At 66.7% G+C, this 18605-nt stretch carries 14 protein-coding genes; 10 read left to right on the top strand and 4 right to left on the bottom strand.

The window, feature by feature from the left end; translation table 11 throughout:
• Positions 1 to 50: 50 nt before the first annotated feature.
• From C1Y63_RS02135 to C1Y63_RS02165, 7 genes are all read left to right on the top strand, one after another.
• Positions 51 to 1316, top strand: coding sequence for an aspartate kinase (locus C1Y63_RS02135; protein WP_106014822.1), 1266 nt, complete (start codon positions 51 to 53; stop codon positions 1314 to 1316).
• A gap of 280 nt (positions 1317 to 1596) precedes the next feature.
• Complete coding sequence (locus C1Y63_RS02140) at positions 1597 to 2508, top strand: ABC transporter ATP-binding protein (protein ID WP_233195535.1); 912 nt, start codon at positions 1597 to 1599, stop codon at positions 2506 to 2508.
• Complete coding sequence (locus C1Y63_RS02145; protein ID WP_106014823.1) at positions 2505 to 3293, top strand: ABC transporter permease; 789 nt, start codon at positions 2505 to 2507, stop codon at positions 3291 to 3293. The genes C1Y63_RS02140 and C1Y63_RS02145 overlap by 4 nt, the downstream gene beginning before the upstream one ends.
• Positions 3290 to 4462 carry a sensor histidine kinase gene (locus C1Y63_RS02150; protein ID WP_106014824.1) on the top strand — a complete coding sequence of 391 codons (1173 nt, stop codon included), beginning with the start codon at positions 3290 to 3292 and terminating at the stop codon, positions 4460 to 4462. The genes C1Y63_RS02145 and C1Y63_RS02150 overlap by 4 nt, the downstream gene beginning before the upstream one ends.
• The gene (locus C1Y63_RS02155; RefSeq protein WP_106014825.1) at positions 4459 to 5070 is read left to right on the top strand and encodes a response regulator transcription factor; all 612 of its coding nucleotides are present in this window, start codon (positions 4459 to 4461) and stop codon (positions 5068 to 5070) included. Before C1Y63_RS02150 ends, C1Y63_RS02155 begins: the two co-directional genes overlap by 4 nt.
• A 108-nt stretch (positions 5071 to 5178) precedes the next feature.
• A complete protein-coding gene (locus tag C1Y63_RS02160; protein ID WP_106014826.1) occupies positions 5179 to 6213 on the top strand; it encodes an aspartate-semialdehyde dehydrogenase in 1035 nt (344 codons plus the stop codon).
• A 971-nt stretch (positions 6214 to 7184) separates the two neighbouring features.
• Positions 7185 to 12629 carry a VWA domain-containing protein gene (locus tag C1Y63_RS02165; RefSeq protein WP_106014827.1) on the top strand — a complete coding sequence of 1815 codons (5445 nt, stop codon included), beginning with the start codon at positions 7185 to 7187 and terminating at the stop codon, positions 12627 to 12629.
• 691 nt (positions 12630 to 13320) lie between these two features.
• Here the strand turns inward: C1Y63_RS02165 and C1Y63_RS02170 are convergent.
• On the bottom strand, positions 13321 to 13878 hold the full coding sequence (locus C1Y63_RS02170; RefSeq protein WP_106014828.1) for an RNA polymerase sigma factor: 558 nt from the start codon (positions 13876 to 13878) through the stop codon (positions 13321 to 13323).
• A gap of 174 nt (positions 13879 to 14052) precedes the next feature.
• Between C1Y63_RS02170 and C1Y63_RS02175 the strand changes: the two genes are divergently transcribed.
• From C1Y63_RS02175 to C1Y63_RS02185, 3 genes are all read left to right on the top strand, one after another.
• Positions 14053 to 15540, top strand: a complete 1488-nt coding sequence (locus C1Y63_RS02175) for a catalase (protein ID WP_233195536.1) — start codon at positions 14053 to 14055, stop codon at positions 15538 to 15540.
• A gap of 66 nt (positions 15541 to 15606) precedes the next feature.
• Complete coding sequence (locus C1Y63_RS02180; protein WP_146128833.1) at positions 15607 to 17103, top strand: hypothetical protein; 1497 nt, start codon at positions 15607 to 15609, stop codon at positions 17101 to 17103.
• A 12-nt stretch (positions 17104 to 17115) separates the two neighbouring features.
• Positions 17116 to 17532 (top strand): Ohr family peroxiredoxin, encoded by a 417-nt coding sequence (locus C1Y63_RS02185; protein ID WP_106014831.1) that lies wholly within the window; start codon positions 17116 to 17118, stop codon positions 17530 to 17532.
• A gap of 145 nt (positions 17533 to 17677) precedes the next feature.
• Here C1Y63_RS02185 and C1Y63_RS02190 read toward each other — a convergent pair whose 3' ends face one another.
• The 3 genes from C1Y63_RS02190 to C1Y63_RS02200 are packed head-to-tail and all read right to left on the bottom strand — an operon-like array spanning position 17678 to position 18598.
• Positions 17678 to 18001 carry a Na+/H+ antiporter subunit G gene (locus C1Y63_RS02190; RefSeq protein ID WP_106014832.1) on the bottom strand — a complete coding sequence of 108 codons (324 nt, stop codon included), beginning with the start codon at positions 17999 to 18001 and terminating at the stop codon, positions 17678 to 17680.
• 22 nt (positions 18002 to 18023) lie between these two features.
• On the bottom strand, positions 18024 to 18272 hold the full coding sequence (locus C1Y63_RS02195) for a cation:proton antiporter (RefSeq protein WP_233195537.1): 249 nt from the start codon (positions 18270 to 18272) through the stop codon (positions 18024 to 18026).
• On the bottom strand, positions 18269 to 18598 hold the full coding sequence (locus C1Y63_RS02200; RefSeq protein ID WP_233195538.1) for a monovalent cation/H+ antiporter subunit E: 330 nt from the start codon (positions 18596 to 18598) through the stop codon (positions 18269 to 18271). The genes C1Y63_RS02195 and C1Y63_RS02200 overlap by 4 nt, the downstream gene beginning before the upstream one ends.
• Positions 18599 to 18605 lie beyond the last annotated feature (7 nt).

The raw sequence follows: 18605 nt of genomic DNA on the forward strand, positions 1-18605 counted from the left end.
CGGCTACGATGTTCCACGGCAATCGAAACGTTGTGAAAGAAGGCTTGGACGTGGCCCTAGTTGTGCAGAAATACGGTGGCTCCTCCCTGGAGAGCCCCGAACGTATTCGTCGCGTGGCAGAACGCATCGTGGCCACGAAGAAGCAGGGCCACGACGTGGTGGTGGTGTGCTCCGCGATGGGGGATACCACTGATGAGCTTCTCGACCTGGCGGCCGCCGTCAACCCGGTGCCGCCCGCCCGCGAGATGGACATGCTGCTCACCGCCGGTGAGCGGATCTCCAACGCGCTGGTCGCGATGGCGATCGAATCCTACGGCGCGAAAGCCCAGTCCTTCACCGGCTCCCAGGCCGGTGTCATCACCACCGAACGGCACGGCAATGCCCGCATCGTCGACGTCACCCCGGAGCGTGTGCGCGAAGCCCTCGACGAGGGCAAAATCTGCCTCGTCGCCGGCTTCCAGGGCGTCAACCGCGAAAGCCGCGATGTGACCACCCTGGGCCGCGGCGGCTCCGATACGACGGCGGTGGCGCTCGCCGCGGCACTCAAGGCCGATGTGTGCGAGATCTACTCCGACGTCGACGGGGTGTACACCGCCGACCCCCGCATCGTGCCCAACGCGAAGAAGCTCGAACAGCTCTGCTTCGAGGAAATGCTCGAGCTCGCCGCCGTCGGCTCCAAGATCCTGGTGCTCCGCAGCGTGGAGTACGCCCGCGCGTTCAACGTTCCGATTCGCGTCCGCTCGTCCTACAGCAACGACCCCGGCACCCTGGTTGCCGGCTCAATGGAGGAAATCCCCATGGAAGAAGCAACCCTGACCGGTGTCGCCACCGACACCTCTGAGGCCAAGGTCACCGTCCTCGGCATCCCCGACACCCCGGGCGAAGCGGCCGCCATTTTCCGCGTCCTCGCCGACAACGAAATCAACATTGACATGGTGATCCAGAACGTGTCCTCCCTCGAGGACAACCGCACCGACATCACCTTCACCTGCCCCCGGGCTGACGGCCCCCGCGCCATGGAGCAGCTCAAGCGCCTGCAGCAGCAGGGCGGCTGCGAAAACATCCTCTACGACGACCAGATCGGCAAGGTCTCCCTCGTCGGCGCCGGCATGAAGTCCCACCCTGGTGTCACCGCAGTGTTCTGTGAGGCGCTGCGCGACGCCGGCGTCAACATCGAACTCATCTCCACCTCCGAGATCCGCATCAGTGTCCTGCTGCGCGAAGCAGACGTCAAGATCGCCGCGAAGGCCATCCATGACGCCTTCGAACTCGGTGGCGAGGAAGAAGCCGTCGTCTACGCCGGTACCGGCCGCTAAACCCCAAAGCCACCCGCGTGACGCGGGTGGTGCCACAACCCCATCCGAATGCAGTTCGGGTGGGGTTTTAGCGTCTGCACGCACGGCGGATTCATGTGATGGTCGCGTCACCTCCGCGCGAAAGAATCCGACGGATGGATTTTTTCTCACGCACACCCCGCGTCGATGACATCTGTCATGCCACAGTCATGACGAACGGCCTACACACAGACCCGGAGGCCGGCGTGTACTGGGAGCCATGACACCCAGTACACGTCCACCCGCACTCCAGGTTGCGTCGGTGAGTAAAACTTTTCATCCACGCCATGGCGAATCCATCCATGCGCTGCGCGAGGTCACCTTCGACGTCGACCGCGGCACCATCGTCGGGCTCCTCGGCGCCAATGGAGCCGGCAAATCCACCATGATTGACCTCATCCTGGGGCTCACCACCCCCACCAGCGGCAGTATTCGTGTCGACGGGATGAGCCCCACCCAGGCCGTCCGGCACGGCACGATCAGTGCCGTCCTCCAGGATGGCGGGCTGCTGCCCGGTGTGCGGGTCGGGCAACTGCTGCGGCTTGTCGCCGCGGCCCATCCCTACCCCCGTGACATCGACGACGTCATGCGCGTGGCTGGCATTGAGGACATCGCGGGCCGCAAAGTCAGTACCTGCTCCGGTGGGCAACAGCAACGCCTTCGCTACGCGCTCGCGCTGCTGTCCCGCCCGGATATCCTGCTGTTGGATGAGCCGACGGTGGGGATGGATGCGCGCGCCCGCACCGAGTTTTGGGAACAGATGCGCGCCCAGGCGGCGGCCGGTACCACTATCCTGTTCGCCACCCACTACCTCAAGGAAGTTCACGACTTCGCCTCCCACATCATCGTGCTCGACAAGGGTGAGGTCCTCACCCACACCCGCACCGAGGAATTTCTCAGTGCAGCAGCCGACGCCACGGTGCGAGCCACCATGCCCCCGGACGAGGCGAAGCGCACCCCACCACAGCTCTACACGAGCATGCGCACCACGGCCGGGGCCTGCACCTTCCGCACCGGCGCCTCCGACGCGTTAGCTAGGTGGCTGTTGACCCACACGGCTGCCCACGACCTGACCATCGACACTGCCTCCATCGAGGACGCCTTCCTCGCGTGGACCGGCATGACGCAACAACAACTCCATGCTCCGGACCCATCCGAAGGACGCACCCTGTGACCACCTCTTACTCCACCACCCCGCCGACACTGCCCTACGTGCTCAGGGAGGTCGGCCGGCTCAGAAACGATGTGTCCAGCATCTTCTTCTCCATCGTGCTGCCTGTCGTCTTCTACGTACTTTTCGGGTCCCTGCAGAACTTCGCTGACGAACCCGTCGGCGACGGAAACATCAACGCCTACGTCATGATCGGCATGGCCCTCTACGCAGGCATGGTTGGGGCCGTGTCTGCTACCGCAGCACACGCCGTGGAACTGGCGTCCGGGTGGCGACGACAACTCGCCCTCACCCCGCTGAGCACCACCCAACTCCTTGTCGGGCAGATCGCCTCACTCGCCGTACGCACCGTTCTGCCCGTAGCGGCTGTGTTTATCACCGGCGCGGTCGCCGGCGCGCAGATGCCTACGCAGGCGTGGGCGGCAAGTTTCCTCATCACCACCGCCGTCGCCCTCCCCTTCGGCTTTTACGGGCTGATTGTCACCCACCTCATCACAGGCCACGCCGGCGTCACCGTGGCTGCCACATCTCTCATTGTGCTGTGCTTCGCCGCGAACATCATGGCACCCCTGACCGAGCCCCTCCTGCGCATCGCCCGCTTCACACCGGCGTACGGGGCAGCAGGGCTCGCCCGCTACCCGCTGGCTGAGGGCACCCAAGCGCTGAGCAGCGCCCCTTTCGTTGCCCACGATGAGCTGGCGGGGTTGCTGATAAACTTCAGTGCCTGGACACTCGCATTGTTGACCCTGTACTTCTTGCTTGCCCAGGGTGAAAAAGGCCGCCGATGAAACCCCACCCCCCGCGTACCCACCCAGCCGCGTCAGACACCCGACGGGGCACGCCCCCGCGCGGCAGATGGCGGGGCCACCCAGCACCAACGGATCGTTTCGACTCCGTCACCTCCGGGTGGGGATCCATCTGGCTCAGTCTCCTGGCTGTCCAGCTCGTACTGTATGCCCGCAGCGGTGCCAGCCTGCGCGACTGTCTCGTCGCCACCGTCGCGGTCGTCGTCTTCTCTGCCTGCTACTCCTACGGACTGGGTGCGGTGCGCTACTTCCCCCGCCTTCTTCCCGCCCAGTACCGGGCGCCCGCATTCGTCGGCGTGCTGCTGCTCATCACCGTCCTCACGGCATTAGTGACGGGGTCGTTTGCGCTGATCTTCGTACCTTTTCTCGTCGCGTTCGTGCTGTTCGGTTTCCCCACCACCCAGCGATCGCTTGCGCGCGTGCTGGTGGCCGGCACCGTCGTCATCTTGCTGGGCGCCTTCCTTGTCCAGGTCAACACGTTGCCCATCATCATCTCGATTCTGTTCATCATCATCTTCGGGATCATGACCAGCTACGAGCAGCGTCGCAAGAGCCTCGAGACGGAGCTGGTGCTGTCACAGGACCGGGAACTCATCGCCGCAGATATTCACGACCTGTTAGGGCACACCCTCACCGTCATTAACCTCAAGGCGGAGGTGGCGCGCCGGGCGATGAGCATCAATCCCGAGGCCGCGGCAGAGGAACTGGCAAGTATCGCGGAGCTGTCCCGGCAGGCGTTGAACGAGGTGCGCTCCACAGTGACGCGTATCGCGGCCCCCAGTTTCGCCGATACCCTCACCCAATGCCGTGCCGCGTGCGTTGCCGCCGGGGTTGCTGTCACGTTCCCCACCCCGGGCGCGGTGGCGCAACCCACCGGGGAGACCGCCACCCTGTTCGCGTGGGGGTTGAAGGAGCTCACCACGAACGCGCTGCGGCACGCCCGCGCCACCCAGATCACTGTCACCTACGACGACAGCACCTTAACGGTCGCGGACAATGGGTGTGGTGTGCCGGAGGGGGCCGCGTGTGGGGGTTTGCGGGGGCTGCGCCGCCGCGCCGAGGCCCTCGGCGGGAGCCTCACGATCATGAGCCGCGACCAGCAGGGCACCACGGTCACTCTGCAGCGACCCCGCGCGCGGGGGGACGCATGATCCGCGTCCTTATCGCCGATGACCAAGCTCTTGTCCGTGGGGCGCTTGCCGCGCTACTGCAGCTGGAGGACGATATCGACGTCGTCGCCCAGTGCGCCGACGGCCGCGACGTGGTCGACGCCATCATCGCCAACGACGTTGACGTGGCACTGTTGGATGTGGACATGCCGCACACCAACGGCATTGATGCCACTGCTCAGATTCGGGATGCCCGAGTTCGCTGCAGAGTGCTCATGGTGACGACGTTTGGTCGGCCGGGATATGTGCGCAAAGCACTCGACGCAGGCGCCCACGGCTTCGTGGTGAAAGACACCCCGCCCGATGAGCTCGCCGGCGCCATCCGGAAGCTCCATTGCGGGCTGCGATACATCGACCCCGAGCTGGCGCAAGAGGCGTGTCTGCACCCGGGGCCGCAGCTGACATCACGGGAAGAAGACATCTGCCGCCTCGTCCTCCGTGGCCACGATGCGAAAGAGATTGCCGCGCAGCTGTACTTGAGCCACGGCACCGTCCGCAACCACATCTCCGCCATCATCGCCAAGACTGGTGCGAGCAACCGTTTTGCGGCGGCCCGCATCGCCCGCGATCTCGGGTGGCTGCTCGACTAGGGCGCGTGGCGTCAGCACCCGCGGGCAGATGGGGTCGGCAAAGTGCACGGCGCCTAAAGGTTAGAATCGAAACAATCTGGACTGCTTGACTGAAAGGCACCCCACCCCATGACCACTATCGCCGTCGTTGGCGCCACCGGCCAGGTTGGCCGCGTTATGCGCGACATCCTCGAAGAGCGCAACTTTCCCGCCGACACCGTCCGTTTCTTTGCCTCTCCCCGCTCCGCGGGCACGACCTTGAGCTTCCGTGGTGAAGACATCACCGTCGAAGACGTCACCCAGCAGACCGAGGACTCCCTGCGAGGCATCGACATTGCCGTGTTCTCCGCGGGCGGTGCCGCCTCCCGCGAATACGCGCCCCTGTTCGCCGCTGCCGGTGCCACCGTCGTGGATAACTCCTCTGCGTGGCGCAAGGACGACGAGGTGCCGCTGGTGGTCAGCGAAGTCAACCCCGAGGCCCTCAACGACATTCCGAAGGGCATTGTCGCCAACCCGAACTGCACCACCATGGCCGCGATGCCGGTGCTCAAGCCGCTGCACGACGCCGCCGGGCTGGTGCGGCTCCACGTGTCCTCCTACCAGGCGGTGTCTGGCTCCGGGCTGGCGGGTGTGGAAACCCTGGCGAAGCAGATCGCCCACGTCGGCGACCGCAACGTCGAACTCGCGCACACGGGTGGCGCGCTCGACGGGGTCGACCTCGGCCCCTACGTTGCCCCCATCGCCTACAACGCCCTGCCGATGGCCGGCAGCATCGTCGACGACGGCTCCCTGGAGACTGACGAGGAGCAGAAGCTCCGCAACGAGTCCCGCAAGATCCTCGGCGTCCCGGGCCTGAAGGTCGCCGGCACCTGTGTGCGCGTGCCCGTGTTCACCGGCCACACCCTCACCATCCACGCCGAGTTTGAGCGCCCCATCACCGTCGAGCAGGCCACCGCCCTCCTCGAGGCCGCCCCCGGCGTCACCGTCGTCGACGTGCCCACCCCCCTCGACGCGGTCGGCACCGACCCGTCGCTCGTGGGCCGTATCCGTCAGGACCAGTCCATCGACGACGGCAAGGGTCTCGTGCTCGTCGTCTCCGGCGATAACCTGCGCAAGGGTGCCGCGCTCAACACCATCCAGATCGCGGAACTCCTCGTCGGCTAACCCCGACCAGCACGCACTGCGCCGCGTAGCGTGCGGCGCGCACGCCCGGCTCACCCACACCCGTGGGGGCCGGGCTTTTCGCATCCCTGGGGCGGCTGCGTGCCCCGTGGGTGGTGCCGGGGGTGCACGGGGCGGGGGCCGTCCGACAGGAATGCGGTGGGTGGGGTCGCGCAGGGGCGGTGCTGGGGGCCTCTGCTCGCCCGTGTGTGTTGCCTAAGGGGGTGGGGTGTGTGGGCGTGCGGGGTGTGGCCGGGTGCGGGGATCTGGGCCGTCCGGGCGGGGGAGGTCCCAACGGGTGAAACGCAGAAGTGCTGCACGATATGGGCCTGATGTGGGTACCCATGCGGGGGTGTGGGGCGGGAAATATACGCAGAACTGCTGGTTATTCAGCGTCTGTATATTTTCTGCATAGTATTCGGGTTCATTTCAGGGGTGACTGGGGAGTGGGGTGTGGTGTGGTTGCGGGGGCCGAAGATGTGCTTTCGCCGGGTAGCACACGTGCCGCGTGCCCGCCTGTGAGGAACCTTAAATGGTGGCTGATCTCTCAGCTTTTCTTATTGCTAGTTATTGGGTTCTAGAATGACATGCGTGTAGTTTGCGGCCCGCCGCGGTCCTGGTGCGCGCTCTCATGACGTGCGTGGATGGTGTGACCAATGGCGAACGGGCGATGTCTCCCGGCGGGTGTCGGTCCGCTGTGCGGAGCCTGTGAAAGCTGAGAGCGGCCTTTAGCTTTCGATAGGCGTCACGCCTGCTACTCACCCCCGGATGGGGGTGGTGTTTCCTGTGTCACTCTCGTGCCAGCAGGGAAAATATTGGGCTAATGAAACTGCACCTGCGTGTTGGTTGTCGGGGTGCTGCAATTCCCCTACCCTGAATAAAAGCTAGAAATCTAACCAGAGCTTTGAGGGTCTTCCACACTGTCGTGGGAGGGGAGAAACGTGAAACACACCCGTAATCGTGCGCTACGTCACGTGGCACGTGCGTCTGCCGCCGTGCTGTCTGTTGCTGCGCTCTTCGGCGCCACCGGCACCGTCGCCGCGCAGGAGGACTACACCGACGCGATCGTCGTTGTTGACGACTCTGATGCTGAGGTGTCGGCCGCGGAGGATGTGGCGGCTGAACCCGCCGCCGCGGAGGATGCCTCTATCTATGGTGGCGCGGAGGTGCTCGCACCGTCCGAGGACGACGAGGTCTTCGACGCTGCCGCCATGATGGCGGAAGAGGGCGAAGAGGACATGATGTTTGGCACCATGTCCGTCGACTCGACGCGCTCCCACCCGCTGCCGCCGATCGCCCCGAACCCGCCGCTGCCGAAGCAGTGTGGTTTGAGCATCGCGCTGGTCTTCGACCTCTCTGCCTCCTTGGACGCCAACGAGCAGCGGCAGGCCCGCACCGCGGCGAAGTCGCTCGTGTCCTCCCTGCAGGGCACCGACTCCCACGTCGGTCTGTTCGGCTTCGCCACCGACGCGGAGAAGATCACCGTCGGCGGTCGCCAGATCCTCGACGCTCCCATCGATAGCCCCGAGGGTGTCGCGGCCGTGAACAACGCCATTGAGCGTGTGCGCCGCAACTACTCCAACCAGAACTTCAAGGGCGGCACCAACTGGCAGGCCGGCATGCAGGAGATCCTCGACGCCAAGGCCAAGGGTGTGACCTACGACGTCGTCTTCTTCATCACCGACGGTCGCCCCACCGGCGTGAACCCCGAGTCCGCCGCGAACCCGCCGTACCGTTTCAACGGCCCCACCGAGTGGATGCCGGGCCGCCCGGCAAACGCCAACACTGACATCGCCGGTGGTCTGGACGCTAACTACACCGACGTGCTGCGCTCCGTGGAGGCGGCGAACGCGGTGAAGGAGACCGGCGCCCGCATCGTGCCGATCGGTGTCGGCATGCCCGCCTCCATCGAGCTGCTGGAGGACGGCTACGGCACCGCGCTGCAGCTGCCCGAAGGTCGCTACTACAAGTACTCCAACTGGTCCGCCACCCGTCTCGTGGGTCGCGCGACCGCGGTCTACGACACCGTCAGCGCCCGCGACACCCTGGAGTCCATCTCCTCCTATGACGCGCCGCTGACCATTAACAACTACCAGGAGCTGGAAAAGGCCCTGGTGGAGGCAGCCTCCGAGACCTGTAACCCCTCGATCTCTGTCCGTAAGCTCATCGTCGACCCCACCGGCAAGACCCTCTCCCGCGGTGAGGGCTGGACCTTCACCCCCTCCGGCCCCGGCGTCGTCGCGACCGACAGTGACGCCAAGGTCACCCCGGAGTCCGGCATCGTCGCCTGGACCACCGAGAAGGGCCGCTCCATCACCTTCACCGAGACCCTGAAGGATGGCTTCTCCATCTACCAGCGCTCCGGGAAGAACGCCGAGTGTACCCAGAACGTCACCGACGCCTACGGCCACGTGACCCAGCGCGCCATCCCGGTGCGCAACACGCCCAACGGCTTTGAGCTCACCACCGCCGCGGAAGACGACGGCGCGATCTCCTGTGTGATCCGCAACTACGAGGCCCCCTCGGGGACCTTCTCTGTCACGAAGCGCGTCACCGGTACCGGTAAAGACCTGCCCGACGTCGCCGCCCTCGAGTACCAGATGCAGTACGCCTGCTGGGATGAGGGCCACACCCCCGGTGTGGATGATCCCGACTACCAGGGTGGCATGCCCGGCTACCGCGACGGCGTGACCAAGCAGCCCGACGCCCAGATCCCCGTCGGCTCCCTGTGCTGGGTGTACGAGAACCAGGGCGACATCGATCGCCTGGACGTGCCCAACGTGGAGCACTCCGTCACCTACACCGGCACCGGTGTGCGTGAGCGCGCCCTGACCTCCCCGATCAACGGCGTCCGCAAGGTTGCCGAGTTCACCGTGCCCGCCGAGGGTGAGCAGAAGGTCAACGTCGAGGTCGTCAACAACTTCGAGGCCGGCACCTTCTACGTGCAGAAGTTCGCCTACGAGGATCCCGAGAAGGCTGTCGACGAGGGCGTGAGCAACCCCCACGTCGGCCCGGAGCAGACCATCAACCCCGATGGAACCGTCAACGTGACGTATTACGTCCGCGTGCGTAACCGCTCCTCCCAGCCCGGTACGACCGGTGCATTGAGCGATACCTTCAAGGTTCCCGCCGGTCTCGTGTGGAACGGCTCCGAGAAGGCCACCATTGAGGCCCTCCCCGGCGCCAACACCCCGCGCCCCGCCGACATCAAGAACTTGAAGAACACCGCCACCGAGGCGGAGCTCGCCGCTGGGCTCACCATCACCCCCGGCATCGAGAACTTCCCCGGCCGTGGTGAGCAGGTCTTCAAGATCACCATCCCGCTGAAGATCGACCAGGCGAAGAACCCCCGCGGCGAGGGCACCAAGTTCGATGCCGCCCGCGATTCCCTGGCCGTCTGTGACGAGTCCACCTGGAACGGTAAGCCCTACACCCACCTCCGCCGCGGCGTGTACAACGTCACCGCCCTGGTCAACGAGGATGAAACCTCCACCGTGTACCCCATCCGCGACAACCGCGCCTGTGTGCCGGTGAAGGTCACCGAGGACTGGGAGATCGCCAAGCAGGCCCGCAAGGGCACCGACCAGTGGGCCGACTACGGCACCACCGGTAGCGCCGTCACCGTGGGCGCCGACGGTACTGTCACCGCCGACTACCGCATCAAGGTGACCAACAAGTCCCTGGTGGGCGCGCCGAACATCACCTTCCTCGAGGAGTTCGCGCTGCCGAAGGGCTTCACCCTGACCAAGGCTGGCCTGTACTTCACCGACAAGGACAACGAGAACCCCGCCGATGGCGAGTTCTACAACGTCAACCTTGAGCGCTACGGCACGAAGGACGGCGACGTCACCACGGGCCTGAAGATGCGCATCGCCGACAACCAGGACGAGTGCCGCAACCTCTCCCGCGCCGCGTCTGACGCGCCGGTGTGGTGCCGCTACTCCTGGGAGGACGACATCACCCCCGCCGGTGAGAGCTTCTACTACCACCTGCGGATCGAAGCGCACACCACCCCCAGCCTGAGCGACGAGGACAAGGTCCGCGCCGGCGAGTGCAAGACCGACGGTGACGGCACCGCGGGCTACGGCCTGTTCAACAACGTCCGCCTGCCGGAGTACCCGAAGGACCCGACCGAGGACAACGACGCCTGTGTGCCGGTGGAGTTCCCCAAGTGGGAGGTCTCCAAGTCCTCGAAGACGGCCGCTGGTTTCAGCGAGCCCGGCCAGGCCGGCGATGCTGTGACCCCGGACAAGGACGGCAACGTCACCGCCATCTACCGCATCGACATCCACAACGAGGGCACCAGCGCCCAGGCGCGCCCCACCATTGAGGATGTCCCGAGCGTTCCCGAAGGCTTCGACATCGTTTCCGTCAAGGTCATGGACCAGGCGGATGCTGCACCCGCACCGGACGTGGCAGCCGACGGCACCGAGGTCGCCCTCGTGGACGGCACGCTTGTCATCCAGTCCGCTGAGGACTGCGGTGCCACCGGCTACTGCCCGACCGGCGGCGACACCATCGACGCCGACGGCCACCACTACATCTTCGTGGCGGTGACCGCCCACGCCGATCCCGCGGAGCACACCGTGTGGAACAAGCTCGGCGAGTGTGAGAAGACCGGCACCACCTTCACCGGCTCCCGCGCCTTCGTCAACAAGGTCCGCATCCCCAGCTTCCCCGGCGAACCCGTCGAGGACAACGAGACCTGCGTGCCTGTTGAGCACCCCTCCTGGGAAGTGAAGAAGTCCGCCGAGGCCGCTGAGAAGGGCACCTTCGCAGCACCCGGCCAGCCCGGCGCCCCGGTCGTCGCCGACGAGAACGGCAACTTCACCACCCTGTACCGCATCGAGATCCTCAACACCGGTAAGGCCGCCGGCTACACCCCGGCGATCACCGACACGGTGAGCCTGCCGGACCCGGCCTTCACCGTCGAGTCCGTGGAGATCGTCGCCGGTGGGGAGTCCCTCCCGACCGAGGGCTGGAAGAACCTCAACCTCGCCGACGGCGGTACCTTCACCATCGGTGCCGGTGCCACCTGCGAGGACGCCGAGGGTGTGTTCTGCCCGCCGAACCGCGCGGTCGACCCCGAGGGCAGCGTGTACGTCTACGTCCGCGTCGTCTCCCGCGGCCCCGTCGACCCGAGCGATGAGGCCTGGACGAAGATCGGCGTGTGCGAGTCCGCTTCCGGCGGCGGTGCGGGCAAGGGTATGCACAACACCGTGGTCATGCCGGGTAACCCCGACGAGCCGACCACTGATAACGAGGTGTGCATCCCGGTGACGAAGCCGGGCTGGAACATCCAGAAGCTGCCCGCCACCACCGACACCGACACCTACCCGGAGGGCTACGGCCCCGCCGGCGGCACCGGCACGGAGGTCAACCCCGCGGAGGACGGCACCATCACCGTCGCCTACCGCATCGACCTGACCAACACCGGTGAGCAGGAGCAGGCACGCCCGAAGTTCACGGACACCTTCACCCTGCCCGAGGGCTTCACCGCCACGAAGATCACCATGGCGGTGAGCGACACCGGCACCACCCCCGCCGACAGCGCCTTCGTGGCCGTCACCCCGAAGGACGGTGTGGTCACCATCGCGGAATCCGACGCCGAGTGCGGCGCCGCGAAGACCAGTGACGTGTTCTGCGCCGGCCGTGAGCTCGCGGCGAAGACGCTCGCACCGGGTGCCGTCCAGTACTACTTCTTCCGCGTGATCGCCGTCGCCAACGACGACATCACCGAAGAGCAGTGGGCGAACGTCGGCGAGTGTGAAACCACCGGTGTGGGCACCCCCGGCAAGGGCTTCTTCAACTTCGTTGACCTGCCCGGCGAGAACGGCTCCCGCGAAGACAACGACGCGTGTATCCCGGTCCGCCCCGGCACCGGCATCATCGACGTGATCAAGTTCAACCAGGACGGCACCCTGCAGCTGCCCGGCGCTGAATTCACCATCTACCACGATGACAACGGCGCCCCGGACCGCTCCACCGCGATGGTGCTCGCACCGAAGCGGGTGGACGGCACCACCGTCACCGACGACGCCGTCAAGGCGGACGAGGCCCGCGGCTTCAAGTCCGGCAAGCTCGAGTTCAACAAGGTGTACTGGCTCGCGGAAACCCGCGCCCCCTACGCCGTCGATAACTACGAGCTGCTGCCCGAACCGATGAAGTTCCGGCTCACCGCCACCGGCATTGAGGTGTGGGACGGCAAGCAGTTCCTGCCCGCAGGCGAAGACGAGAAGAACGTGCTCGGCGCATCCTTCCGCATCCAGAACGCCTCCGTCAGCGTCTTCGACAACCGCCTCGGTGAACTGCCGAAGGCCGGCGGCATCGGCCACTGGACGCTCGCCGCTGGTGCAGGCCTGCTCATCATGGTCAGCCTGCTCATGGCGTACCGCACCCCGGTCCGCCGCCGCGCCTAACGCGCACACGACGAATGCCCGCGGGGGTATCACACCCCCGCGGGATTCCACCCCCTAAAGTGGGGGAGGAGGGCACACTGGACTGTGTGCTTTCAGGTGTGCTGCTTTCCTCTGTGAAGTGCAGCGCGCTAACCTTTCACATGCTTCACTGGGTAGCCAACTCACCCGGTGATGAACACGCGGTGTCCCACCCTGAAATCCCGTGCAGGGTGGGTCACCGCTTTTTTCATGCCTCGACACCGCCCACCGGTGTTCCAGGGGCCCGCAGCAACCCGCAGTGACGCTCAAAGCAGGGGGAGGGGGCCTGCGCAGCCCCTCCGCGGTGCGTGCGTGTGTAGAGCGTGCGTGTGTCGTGCGGGGCGTGACAGGGGAGGGGATCCGAGAGTCACCCCGGGTCCAGTGCCGTCCGAGGTGGTGCGCACGCGCCGCTGCGTGCCCCAGTGGGGCGCCGTGCGCCGCTGTGCGCCATGCTGTGCGCCCGCGGGGTGTGTCGTGGGGGATGGGTGTGCCACGGGCCTCTGTGAGGCGCTGCTGTATGAGTCCCAGTAGGACTGCGGGCGGGCGTGTGGGGCCCCGTGGTGTGCGCCGGGGAGGGGTAGGCGGGAACGCGCGGTGCGCGACTGTGGGCGGCGCTGTGGGGCGCGTGGGTGCCTGCGGCGGGCGTGGGTGCCGCGCTGTGTGGCCGCGGGCCTTAGGCCTGGCGGGAGCTGCGCTCGGGGTTCTGCGCGCCGAGGAGATCCTTGCGGGCGCGAGCCACGCGGGAACGGATCGTGCCGACGCGCACGCCAGCGATCTTTGCCGCCTCGTCGTAGGTGTAGCCCAACACCTGGGTGAGGATGAGGGCCTCCCGGCGATCGGGGTCCAGGTCCCGCAGCAGCAGCTGGGCGTCCACCCAGTCGGTGAAATTGCCGGGGGTAGAGGAGTGGAGGTCATCCAGCTCGGTTCCGGACTTCTTCGGGCGGGCCATGTCGTGGCGGATGTTATCCACCCACACTCGCCGCGCGAGCGACAGGATCCAGGTGCGTGCCGAGGAGCGGGCCGCGAAGCGGGGTAGTGCGCTCATGACGCGCAGGTAGGTTTCCTGCGTGAGGTCGTCGGCGATGTCCGTGCCCCCGAGGTGCGCCAGCAGCCGCCACACGTCGGCCTGGGTGGCGCGGATGAATTCGGTGAGAGCCTCCCGGTCGCCGCGACCTGCGGCGAGGGCGAGAGCGGTGACGCGGGCGTCGTGCTCTTCGGAATGGTGGCTCATGGCCTCACAGTGTAGCAGCGCCCAAGTGGTCGCCCGTGGTGGCGGGCGGGGCGGGGTGGTGTGTCCTTGGCATGCCTTACATAGGTAGTTGCTGTGCAATGGCGGGCGATTATTGCGCCCGTGGCTATCATGGTCTAGGCTATGAATCACCCAACCGACGATAAGGAAAATCTGATGACTTCTCAGTGTCCCGCCACTGGCCTCAACGGCGCACCCATCGCCAGCGAAAACCACTCCATCACCACCGGCACCCAGGGCAGCGTCGCCCTCCACGACTTCCACCTCATCGAGAAGCTCGCCCACTTCAACCGCGAGCGCGTCCCGGAGCGCGTCGTCCACGCCAAGGGCGCGGGCGCCTTCGGTGAACTCACCGTCACCGAAGACATGAGCCCCTACACCGTCGCCGCCCTCTTCCAGAAGGACACCGTCACCCCGATGCTCGCGCGGTTCTCCACCGTCGCCGGCGAACAGGGCTCCCCCGACTCCTGGCGCGACGTCCGCGGCTTCAGCCTGAAGTTCTACACCACGGAAGGCAACTACGACATCGTCGGCAACAACACCCCGGTGTTCTTCATCCGCGACGGCATCAAGTTCCCCGACTTCATCCACTCCCAGAAGCGCATGCCCGGCTCCGGGCTGCGGGACGCCAACATGCAGTGGGACTTCTGGACCCGCACCCCCGAATCCGCCCACCAGGTCACCTACCTCATGGGCGACCGCGGTATCCCCGCCACCTTCCGCCACATGGACGGCTTCGGCTCCCACACCTACCAGTGGATGAACGCCGACGGCGAACGCTTCTGGGTGAAGTACCACTTCAAGACCCGCCAGGGCTGGAAGACCCTCACCGACGCTGAGGCAGCAGAGCTCGCCGGCCAGGACGCCGACTCCTCCCGCAGCGACCTCTACAACGCCATTGCTCGCGGCGACTTCCCCACCTGGGACGTCAAGGTGCAGATCATGCCCGCCGCTGAGGCCGAAGGCTACCGCTGGAACCCCTTCGACCTGACCAAGACCTGGTCGCAGAAGGACTACCCCCTCATCCACGTCGGCCACTTCACCCTCAACCGCAACCCGGAGAACTTCTTCGCCCAGATCGAGCAGGCCGCCTTCGCGCCCTCGAACCTGGTGCGTGGCATCGGGTTCTCCCCCGACAAGATGCTCATCGCCCGCGGCTTCGCCTACGCCGACGCCCACCGCTACCGCGTCGGCGCCAACGCCGACCAGCTGCCCGTCAACAAGCCCGTCTGCCCGGTGAACTCCTACGCCCAGGACGGTGCGATGACTTTTGACTTCGCGGCACCCGAGCAGCCCGTCTACTCGCCCAACGGCTATGGCCGCAGCGCTGGTTACCTCGACGACGGGGAAACCTCCGGCAGCGGGGTCACCCTCGGCGTGGCAGGCGACCTCGGCCTGTGGGACACCCACGGCGGCGACTTCACCCGCGGCGCCTACGTGCAGCACCCGGACGACGACGACTTCATGCAGGCCGGCATCCTCGTCCGCGAGGTCATGGACGCCGACGAGCGTGAGCGCCTCGCCGGCAACATCGCCCGCGCCATGGCCGGCGTCACCCCGGAGGTCGAGGCCCGCGTCTACGAGTACTGGGCCAAGGTTGATGCCGACCTGTCCGCACGCATCAAGGAATTGTTCACCGCCTAAGTGCGTCACACCTGCTAACCTAAAAACTCACTGAGAAAAAACACTCACAGTTGGTAGGAGACGCAGGTGCGAAACATAGCCACCCTCATGCTGGTGGCCTGCGCACTTCTCCTCGCGCACCCCGCCGCCGCAGCCGCAGAGACCGTGGCGGCACCGCGAGTCATCAGCGCTGACGCCGCCGGGCACCCCATGCCCGGCGGCTCCTATGCGCTCTACGACACCCCGCCCGGGCCGGGGGTGGAACCCATCGCCCGCTATGAGGGCGTGCCGGACAAAAACAACCCCCGCGTCCACCCCATTGAAGCGTTCACCGAATACGCCACCGACACCCCCGTCGAGGTCGGCGCTACGTACTGGCTGGAAGAAACCAGCCGCAACCTGATCGCCCAACCGCTTGAATTCCGCGTCGACGGCGACGCCGAATTCATCCCGCTCGTCGACGGCGAGGAGGTGTACACCTCCTGCGACCCGCGCACAGCGGACACCTGCGATGCGACGCTCGCGATCAAGGAAACCCCCGACGGCTTCTTCACCGTCCAGGGCTCCTACATCACCGTCCACGACCCCCGCGAAGCGATCATCCCCCGCGCCGGCGGTATCGGCCGCTGGACCGTCGCGGGCGGTGCCGCCCTCCTCATCATGGTGGGCCTGGGCGCCGCCTACCGCACCAGCCCCGCCGCCGCCCGCGTGCAACCCCTGCACACCCCGGTGGCCCCGCGTGCCGCCGCACCCCGTGACCCAGGGCCCACGTCCACGCCCACGCAGACTGCTGCACCCGCCGCCCCCGCCGAGGGCGCGCCGAAGCCCACCCGCGGCACGTCCGTGCCGACGCCGGCACGTGGGCCACAGCCCCCGGCAGCCGCTAAAGAGAACGCTGCTACGCAGCCTGCCGCTGTAGCAGCACCACTGACCCAGCAGGCGGCACACCCTGCGCCGAAGCCCGCGGCTCCCGCAGTGCCCGTGGCCGCGGATTCGGCACGCCCCGTGGAGGCAGGCACAGCGGTCGAGGCTGCGGAGGCACCTGCCGCCGCAGCGGATGCCGGTGCGAAGGTCGTCGCGCCTTCCGCAGCACCCCAGCACCCCGAGACGGTACAGGGGGCCCCGGGGACGCCCGTGCTGTCTACGCCGTCGGTTCCGCGCGCGCAGGCCACTGCCCGGGCCGCGGCTGCGGCTGTACCTGCACCTGCAGCGCAACGCACGCACGCGCAGGCGCAGGCGCCCGCCGTCGGCGTGGCCTCGGTGGTTGTGCCACCGGCTGCAGCAGCGGCGTCTCCCGCAGAGGTCACCGCACCGATCCCGGTGCTCGACTTCGACGAGGTGTTCACCATCGACGGGATGTCCACCGGTGGGCCCCTGCCGGAGACCTTCATCTTCACCGGGCCGACGCTCGCCCCCGCTGCGGCTGATGCCGCGGTGGCCGCGGGCGATGTTGCAGAGTCCGGGGTGTCTGCGCCTGCGGGGGCGGCGGCTGACGCGCCGGCCACCCCCTGGGTGGATGAACCCCTCGACGTCGAATCCCTGTTTAGCGCTACACTCGAGGACCCAGATACCCCCACCTCCTAAGGAGCCCCTCCCGTGGCTGATGCCCTGTACACCGCAACTGTGACCTCGACTGGCGCGGGCCGTGACGGCCGCGTCGAATCCCCCGCCGGCGACCTCGCACTCGACGTGCGTCCCCCGAAGGCCCTCGGGGGCGCAGGTGAAGCCGCCAACCCCGAGCTGCTCTTCGCCGCCGCCTGGTCCTCCTGCTTCAACGGTGCCCTGCACCTCGTCATGAAGAACGAGGGCGTGAAGGCTACCCCGACCGTCACCGCTGAAGTCTCCCTCGAGAAGGACCCCTCCGACGGCGGCTACCGCCTGTCCGGCACCATCCTCGTCTCCTTCGCCGAGGACGTCCCGAACGCCGCTGAGCTCGTCGCCAAGGCACACGAGGTGTGCCCCTACTCCAAGGCTGTGCGCGGCGACTTCACCGCAGACGCCCGCCTCGCCTAAGCGGACCCCACACACGCGGCACCGGTCGCGTGGTCCCCGCGGCGGTGCCGCCTCATGATTCCGCCCGCAACGACGAAGGCCTCCCCGGCTGGGGAGGCCTTCTTTGTTGTCTTCGTCGGCGTGGTTGTCTGCGCTGGTTGCGCTGTTAGCGCTTGTCGCGGGCGGCGATGCGGGCGTCCTCCACGGACACGCCGTAGATGGAACGGCCCATCGTGAACGAGGCGACACTCACCACCACGAGCAGGCCCGTGATGGCCAGGCAGGCGCGGAGGAAATCACCGAACACGAACCCGTGGTCAATCCAGTCGTGGGCCAACTTCGCCATGATGAGCAGCGGCAGGGCAACGCCCGGGATGATCGACATGACGTTGCTGCGGGACAGCGCGTCGGGGGCGCGCCACACCGCCACCGCGGTGAACACGAACGCGAACACCCCGAGGGTGGCGGGCAGGAGGGGGAGGTACTGCATGAGCGTGTGTGCTTCCTTCCACTTAGCGGCGGCCGTTGGACAGCACCCGCGCCAGCGACACCGTCGACAGGCAGCCTAAGGTGCCGAGGAACATGATCTCGTAGGCGATCTGGGTGTCGTGCCCCAGGGTCCACAGAATGTAGAACCCCAGCATGCCGAAAAACACCATGTCGGACAGGACCGCGCGGGACCCGGAGTCCTTCACCCGGAGCATCAGCACAATGGCGGACAGCATGCACAGCCCGATGAGTACTTGGCCGGCGATAATCACTGCAGTTGTCCTTTCGCGAGGCGGTTTTCCATGTCGCGCAGGCCGGCGATGACTTCATCCGGGTCGGCGCCAAACACCGCGTGCACGAGGAGTACCGTCGGCACCCCGTCGGCATCGGGTGCGCGCAGCCCAATGCTCATCGTGCCGGGCGTCATCGTGATCGAGGTCGACAGGGCGGCAATGAGCCGGGGGCTGCGTACCCGCAGCGGGTACTCCACCACGATGGGGCAGTAGCCCATATCGCGGCGCACGGTGCGCTTGAGGATGTCCCACGCGCCGACGTACACCTGGCCAAAAAGCCACAGTCCGTAGCCCACAGTGTTCACAATCGTG

Origin of the sequence: Corynebacterium sp. 13CS0277, assembly GCF_002994655.1 — a bacterium.
In the GTDB taxonomy this organism is placed as follows: domain Bacteria; phylum Actinomycetota; class Actinomycetes; order Mycobacteriales; family Mycobacteriaceae; genus Corynebacterium.

Excerpts from the sequence above, each read along its gene's own strand:
- C1Y63_RS02150 (WP_106014824.1), top strand. The coding sequence starts at position 3,290 with ATGAAACCCCACCCCCCGCGTACCCACCCAGCCGCGTCAGACACCCGA.
- C1Y63_RS02155 (WP_106014825.1), top strand. The coding sequence starts at position 4,459 with ATGATCCGCGTCCTTATCGCCGATGACCAAGCTCTTGTCCGTGGGGCG.
- C1Y63_RS02175 (WP_233195536.1), top strand. The coding sequence starts at position 14,053 with ATGACTTCTCAGTGTCCCGCCACTGGCCTCAACGGCGCACCCATCGCC.
- C1Y63_RS02190 (WP_106014832.1), bottom strand. The coding sequence starts at position 18,001 with ATGCAGTACCTCCCCCTCCTGCCCGCCACCCTCGGGGTGTTCGCGTTC.
- C1Y63_RS02170 (WP_106014828.1), bottom strand. The coding sequence starts at position 13,878 with ATGAGCCACCATTCCGAAGAGCACGACGCCCGCGTCACCGCTCTCGCC.
- C1Y63_RS02160 (WP_106014826.1), top strand. The coding sequence starts at position 5,179 with ATGACCACTATCGCCGTCGTTGGCGCCACCGGCCAGGTTGGCCGCGTT.